This is a genomic window from Aestuariibaculum sediminum (assembly GCF_014596945.1).
GTDB classification, from domain to species: Bacteria; Bacteroidota; Bacteroidia; order Flavobacteriales; family Flavobacteriaceae; genus Aestuariibaculum; species Aestuariibaculum sediminum.
Map to the genome: position 1 here is coordinate 52,990 of NZ_JACVXB010000010.1, position 7,460 is coordinate 60,449.

The 7,460-nt window shown below is 34.8% G+C and carries 5 protein-coding genes and 2 tRNA genes; 4 read left to right on the forward strand and 3 right to left on the reverse strand.

All coding sequences use genetic code 11. The features are described 5' to 3' along the window. Positions 1-217: 217 nt before the first annotated feature. Positions 218-1,795 carry a BCCT family transporter gene (locus ICJ83_RS15810; protein ID WP_188231380.1) on the forward strand — a complete coding sequence of 526 codons (1,578 nt, stop codon included), beginning with the start codon at positions 218-220 and terminating at the stop codon, positions 1,793-1,795. A 9-nt stretch (positions 1,796-1,804) separates the two neighbouring features. Here ICJ83_RS15810 and ICJ83_RS15815 read toward each other — a convergent pair whose 3' ends face one another. From ICJ83_RS15815 to ICJ83_RS15825, 3 genes are all read right to left on the reverse strand, one after another. Beyond that, complete coding sequence (locus tag ICJ83_RS15815) at positions 1,805-2,977, reverse strand: MFS transporter (protein WP_188231381.1); 1,173 nt, start codon at positions 2,975-2,977, stop codon at positions 1,805-1,807. 61 nt (positions 2,978-3,038) lie between these two features. Next, complete coding sequence (locus ICJ83_RS15820) at positions 3,039-3,788, reverse strand: C40 family peptidase (RefSeq protein ID WP_188231382.1); 750 nt, start codon at positions 3,786-3,788, stop codon at positions 3,039-3,041. Between the two features lie 5 nt (positions 3,789-3,793). After that, a complete protein-coding gene (locus ICJ83_RS15825) occupies positions 3,794-4,972 on the reverse strand; it encodes an acetyl-CoA C-acyltransferase (RefSeq protein WP_188231383.1) in 1,179 nt (392 codons plus the stop codon). Positions 4,973-5,097: 125 nt separating this feature from the next. Here ICJ83_RS15825 and ICJ83_RS15830 point away from each other — a divergent pair, with 125 nt between their 5' ends. From ICJ83_RS15830 to ICJ83_RS15840, 3 genes are all read left to right on the forward strand, one after another. Continuing rightward, a complete protein-coding gene (locus tag ICJ83_RS15830; protein ID WP_188231384.1) occupies positions 5,098-7,158 on the forward strand; it encodes an HD family phosphohydrolase in 2,061 nt (686 codons plus the stop codon). Between the two features lie 98 nt (positions 7,159-7,256). Then, positions 7,257-7,340 (forward strand) — tRNA-Ser (locus ICJ83_RS15835). Between the two features lie 45 nt (positions 7,341-7,385). Beyond that, positions 7,386-7,460 (forward strand) — tRNA-Pro (locus ICJ83_RS15840).

Sequence of the window (7,460 nt, forward strand, 5' to 3'; positions counted from 1 at the left end):
TAACATGGCGGATAATCTTATAGAGAAAATGGGATAGGGAAAGTTTAACTCAACCATTTTGTCTGTATTTGCTATTCCCTAATAAATTACTTAAATTTATATATTGCTGTACCTCTTTTTTAAGTAGTCACTTAAGCAGCTTTTATTTACTTATGTTTTTTTGTGATAGTCCTCACATAAAAAGCACCATTATTTATTAATCTTAAAACGATTTTATTTGAAGAAAAATAAAATATTTGATTTTCATTATCCTGTATTTATTCCTGCTGCATTAATTGTGCTATTGTTTGTTTCTGTGGCAATCATCTTAGGGGAACCATTAAGTGAAGTATTTCTAGAATTAAGAAATCTAATTTATGATAAGGTAGGGTGGTTTTTTATTTTTACAGTTAATACGCTTTTAGTTGTCGCGATCATATTAGCCTTTAGCAAATTTGGTAAAATAAAATTAGGTGGACGAAGTGCCTCACCCGATTTTAGTAATTTTGCTTGGTATTCCATGTTGTTTTCTGCAGGAATGGGCATTGGGCTTATTTTTTATGGAGTAGCAGAACCTGTTCAGCATTTTGCATCCCCGCCAATACCGGTAAATAACGAAGTAGATGCTGCTAGGCAAGCATTTAAATTTACCTTTTTACATTATGGTTTGCACCCTTGGGCGGTGTATGGTATGATTGCTTTGGCGTTTGCATTCTTCACTTTTAATAGAAAGTTACCGCTAACGGTGAGATCTTTGTTTGCTCCTTTATTGGGTAAAAAAATACATGGTATTTTTGGGCATGTTGTCGATGTTTTAGCCGTAATAGCATGTTTATTTGGTTTGGCTACCACGTTGGGCTTTGGTGCACAGCAGGTAGGCGCTGGGTTAAATTTTTTATTTGGTATTGATAATAATGTAAAAACTCAAATCATTTTTATAGGAATAACCACGCTACTAGCAACAGCTTCAATTGTTTCTGGCTTAGATAAGGGCGTTAAAATATTAAGTGTGCTAAATATAAGAATAGCCGTAATTTTTATGATTTTAATGTTAATTATAGGGCCTACCGTGTTCCTGTTAGACTCGTTTATTGAAAATATTGGCATGTACGCACAAAATTTAATTGAATTGGGAACATTTACCGAAGTCTATGCTGAAACAAAATGGCAAAATAACTGGACTATATTTTATTGGGCTTGGTGGATAGCCTGGAGTCCTTTTGTTGGCATTTTTATAGCTCGAATTTCTAGAGGCCGAACAATTAGAGAGTTTTTAACCGGAGTAATTATTTTACCAACGTTATTTTCATTTTTATGGTTTACCGTTTTTGGATCTACCGCTATCCATTTAGAACTTAATGAAATTGCAAATATTTCTGGAGCGGTAAGCAATGATATTTCAACAGCTTTGTTTGAAATGTTGAAGAATTTTCCATTCAGTAGTATACTCAGTGTAATTGCTATTCTACTTATTATTAGCTTTTTTGTGACTTCGAGTGATAGTGGCTCCTTGGTTGTAGATTTTATAACGACTGGAGGTAAATTAGATGCTCCTGTTGGCACAAGAATTTTTTGGGCATTAATTGAAGGTTTATTAGCGATTTCGTTACTAATAGGAGGAGGGCTGGGTACCTTGCAAACGGCAGTTATGTTGGCAGCCTTTCCTTTTGCTATAATATTATTGGTAATGACTTTTTCATTATTAAAAGGTTTGCGTCGAGAACGATTAAAAAACTTAAGGAATAAGGTAAAACGTAATGCAAGGGTTCAAAACTCACAATTTGAAAAATATATAGATGATAATGAGGAAGAATAAGAATAAAGTTTAATGTTTTTTAGGCATCTGTTTTAAGGCTATTAAACCTAGTATTGGCCCTAAAATTAAAATTAAATAAATGAATTTTGGATTGATTGTGTTTTGTAAACTACTAACTAATTGAATACTTATTATGGTAACAGCAAAACCAATACAATTAACAATGGTAAGGGCTGTACCCTTAGTGTCGTAAGATGTATTTTGTGCTACTAAAGTTGAAAACTGTGGGGAGTCGGCAATAACAACAATGCCCCAGAATAGTAGATAGATAATAAATAAATATTCATTTAGCATAAATATGAAGGGGCTAAGCAAACAACATAATCCAGAACAAAGTAAGGAATGGAAGGCCACATATTGTGAACCTTTATTATTAGAAATATAGCCACCAATTATACAAGACAAGCTACCAATTCCAATAACAAAAAAGGTAATCAAAGAAATATTAAAAGAGGTGGTTTGATTAATATTAATATAGGTTTGAATTATGAATGGTACAAAGGCCCAAAAGGTATAAAGTTCCCACATATGGCCAAAATACCCAAATGCTGCAGCTCGGAAATTTGTATTTTTAAAAACACTAAATGTGGCTGTTAAATCCAGTTTTGTTCCAGGTTTTCTAAAAGGACCGTCGGGAACAAAAACAACCATAAGTAATCCACCAATTACAGACAACAATGATGTAGATAACATTACAACTCTCCACGAATACACATGTGTTAAGTCTTTTAATAGGTGAGGCAATGCGGTTCCTAAAACAAGAGCACCAACTAAAAACCCCAGGGATTTGCCTAGTCCTTTTTCGAAATAATCTGCGGCGATTTTCATTCCTACGGGATAAATTCCGGCAAGACAAAATCCAGTTAAAAATCTAAAAAGTACAATATTTATAAAGCTGTTTCCATTTAAAGTAGTCCCTAAATTAAAACACGCCCCTAGTAAGGCGCAAAACAGAAAAACTTTTGAAGGAGAATATCTATCTGATACTGTAAATAATGCAAATATGAGTGTGCCAATAATAAAACCAAATTGCACAGCTGATGTTAAATGGCCGACTACAGTAGTGTCAAGATTAAAACTTTTTACCAAATCACCCAAAACAGCATTTCCTGCAAACCATAACGATGTGCAAAAAAACTGTGCAATTACAATAATGGGTAAAATAAATTTTACTGGTTTCATTTCAGGAATTATAACGAAACCATAAACTTAAACTTTATTTGTTGGTAATCAAATCTGTAATTTATATAATTTTCTTTATAACTCGAAGCTTATGCGTATGCATTCTTTTATCGACATTATAAATACCTGTATGATCCAAACGGTCAATTCTTACTTTACCATGCGCATGAATAATGTAGTTGTCGCTCATAATAATGCCAACATGAGTTATGATACCTTCTTGGTTATCGAAAAATGCCAGATCCCCAGGTTCACTTTCTTCAATAAAACTTAAAGGTTCTCCTTGAGTAGCCTGTTGTGAAGCATCTCGTAATAATTTATAGCCATTAAGTTTATATACCATTTGAGTAAAACCTGAACAATCGATGCCAAATGGTGTTTTGCCTCCCCATAAATACGGGGAATTTAAATATAAGAAAGCTGTTTCAATAAGGTGTTCTTTTGGCATTTTACCAGAAACAGTATTTCCGTCGTGAGTGTGATTTAATATGGGTAAACCATTTAATGAAGACCCCAAAAGTATGGGATGTAATTGATGGTTAGGATCTTGAATAAATTCCACCAAATCAACAGAAAGTCTGGGGTGGGCTTTTTGTAAATTGTTGTAATCGGTAGCCGATATTGAAACATATTGTTTGTTATCGATCCAACCTTCATACTTATCGAAAGATAATCTTATTTTACTCCAGTTTTTGCGTTGTTCTAGGACTTTAAAAAAGTCACCATATAGTACCTGAGTAACCAATTCGCTGGCATCAGACGGGTCTCTTCTTAAAGGAACAATGCTTAAATTACAAATTCCGTATTGCATTAAACTTAATTACGTTCTATGATAATTGCTGATGCACCTCCGCCGCCGTTACATATAGCGGCTGCACCAATTTTAGCATCGTTTTGTTGTAAAACATTTAATAATGTAATGATAATTCGAACTCCAGAACACCCAAGAGGATGACCTAAAGAAACAGCACCACCGTTAACATTAACATTAGCATCGTTTAAACCAAGAATTTTCATATTGGCCAAGCCAACAACAGAAAACGCTTCATTAAATTCAAAAAAGTCAACATCTTTTAATGTAATACCAGCTTTTTCCAAGGCTTTAGGTAAAGCTTTTGCAGGTGCTGTGGTAAACCATTTTGGCTCCTGTGCAGCATCGGCATAACTCTTTATTGTAGCTAAAGGGGTTAAGCCTAACTGCTTTGCTTTTTCTGCGCTCATTAAAATAACAGCACCGGCACCATCGTTAATGGTTGAAGCGTTCGCGGCCGTTACCGTTCCTTCTTTACTAAAAGCTGGACGTAATTGTGGTATTTTTTCGAGTTTTACATTAGTGTATTCCTCGTCTTTAGATACGGTTATGGCATCTCCGCGTCGCTGAGGTACTTCAACAGGAACCACCTCATTATCAAATTTTCCTGTATCCCAAGCTTCAGCGGAGCGTTTGTAAGATTGAATAGCGAAAGCGTCTTGTTCTTCTCGACTAAAATTATATTCTATAGCACACGCATCGGCGCAAACGCCCATAGCGTTTTGGTCGTAAGCGTCAACTAAGCCATCTTTTTGCATGCCATCAACTAAGCTGGCTGGACCAAATTTAGTGCCTGTTCGAGCATGTAAATAATGCGGTATTAAACTCATGTTTTCCATACCTCCAGCAACTACAATTTCAGCATCACCAAGAGCAATAGCTTGCGCCCCCTGCATAACGGCTTTCATACCCGATGCACATACTTTATTAACAGTAGTGCACGGCACAGTGTCAGGAATTCCGGCATAAATAGCAGCTTGCCTGGCAGGCGCTTGGCCTGTTCCGGCTTGTACTACATTTCCCATTAAAACCTCGTCCACCATATTTGGCTTTAAACCTATTTTATCCAAGGCTCCTTTAATGGCTACAGCGCCTAATTTTGGAGCAGGAAGAGTTGATAATGCTCCTAAAAAGCTACCTATAGGTGTTCTGGCTGCAGAAACAATTACTACATCATTATTCATTATAAAATGTTTGTCTTATTACCTGCGAAATTAATGATTTTTTAATAAACATGATAAGGATTCATGCATTATAAAAGGTATAAAAGTTTATAATTTTATTACATTTGATTTACTTAATACTGTAAATGAAAGACCTAATAAATAAACTGTACAAAAACCACTCGCTGATTTACAAAGGCTTATTGTTTTTGTGTACTTCGTTTTTAATTGTATATCTATTCCCAAAAAGTGGAAAATTTCGATACAATTTTGAAAAGGGAAAACCGTGGCAATCTGAAAACTTATATGCGCCTTTCGATTTTGCTATAAAAAAAACAGATGAAGAAATACAGACCGAAAAACAGGAAATTATTGATAATTCGGTACTGTATTTTGATTTAGACCAGTCTGTAAAACCACAAGTAAAAGAACGCTATTCAGGACAGTTTAAAGCCATATTTTCCGATTCATTATCAAATCGAGCCTATAATAAAGTTTACAATACAGGCATTGATATTATAGAAGAATTATATGCTTTCGGAATATTAAATGAAACTTACGAGTATCCTGATACAAGAATAATTGCGCTTTTAGAAGACCGTACCGTTGTTAAAGACGGTTTCTTTTCGGAGTTAATAAAACTCGATGCGGTAACAGCAATAATTAATAAGGTATTAATAGAACAAGATTTGGAGGCCTATAGAACGAGTTTTACCTCTTTGTTTTTTGATATTATTGAGCCAAATTTAATTTTCGATAAGTCGTTTACCGATAAAGCATTAGAAGAAGAATTAAATAAAATTGCCTATACCAGAGGAAGCATCGCCAAAGAAACTTTAATCATTTCTAAAGGAGAGGTTATTGAAGGAGATAAATATCAAATATTAAAATCGTTAGAGTCGGAGTTTGAATCGCAGGTCTGGACGAAATCCAATTATAATTGGATTATTTTTGCATATACCTTATTGGTAGCGTTGGCCTTGTTAATGCTCCTGTTGTTTTTACAAAAATACCGAATTGAAGTTTTTGAAAATAATACTAAAGTCACGTTCATTTTCTTTAATATTTTTTTAATGGTTTTTATAACAACTCTGGTTGTAAATTATAATTCAGAGTTTGTTTACGTCGTGCCTATTTGTATTTTACCACTTGTTTTTAAGGCTTTTTTCGATGCCAGATTAGGTATGTTTGCACACGTTATTACTGTGCTGCTTTTAGGGTTTATTGTTCCTAATAGTTACGAATATACGTTTCTTCAAATTATAGCTGGAATTGTTACTATTTTAACGGTTTCCGAGCTCTATAAACGCGCCAATCTGTTTATTTCGGTAGGGCAAATAACGTTGATATATATCGTGGCGTATTTTGCCTTTTTCTTAATTCATGAAGGTAGTATTGAAACCATAAAATGGGAAATGTTTAAGTGGTTTATATTGGGTGGTTTAGCAACATTATTCGTACAGCCTCTAATATATGCCTATGAACGAATTTTTGGATTGGTAAGCGATGTTTCGTTGTTAGAACTTTCGGATACGAATTCTAAGTTATTGAAAGAACTATCTAATAAAGCACCAGGCACGTTTCATCATTCTTTAAACGTGGCCAACCTGGCAGAAGCCTCGGCTAATGAAATTGGAGCTAATGCTATGCTGGTTCGGGTTGGGGCATTATATCATGATATAGGAAAAATGAAGAATCCAACTTATTTCACAGAGAATCAATCAACAGGCATAAATCCACATGACGAATTATCACCAAAAGAAAGTGCTCGAATAATAATTGATCATGTTATAAATGGAATTGAAATAGCTAAAAAAAATAATTTGCCCGATCGTGTTATTGATTTTATACGTACACATCATGGCACGAATATGGTGTATTACTTTTATGTGAAAGAGAAAAAGGAATATGAAGAATCTGATATTGAACCAAATCCTGCAGATTTTAGTTATCCAGGACCTAAGCCTTTCAGTAAAGAGACCGCTATTTTAATGATGTGTGATAGCATTGAGGCTGCGTCAAAAAGCTTAAAGGAACCTACATCTACAAAAATAGATGCTTTCGTTGAAAATATTATAGATAAGCAAATAGAAGAGGGGCAATTTTTAAATGCAAACATTACTTTTAAAGAAATTCAAAAAATAAAAAAAGTGCTAAAACGCAAGCTTGCAAATATTTACCATTTGAGAATTGAATATCCAGAATAAAATTCAAAAAAAAGTAAAAAAAATAGTTGCGTTGTTCCTAAGTATCGCTTACATTTGCAACCGCAAAAACGATTGCGCAAGTTCATAATATAAAGTTAGGAGAGGTGCCAGAGTGGTAATGGAGCAGATTGCTAATCTGTCGACGGGTAACTGTCGCCGGGGTTCGAGTCCCCGTCTCTCCGCAACGTTTCTTAAAATACCGGAAAAGAGACATAACATAAACACCTCGGGGTGTAGCGTAGCCCGGTTATCGCGCCTGCTTTGGGAGCAGGAGGTCGCAGGTTCGAATCCTGCCACCCCGA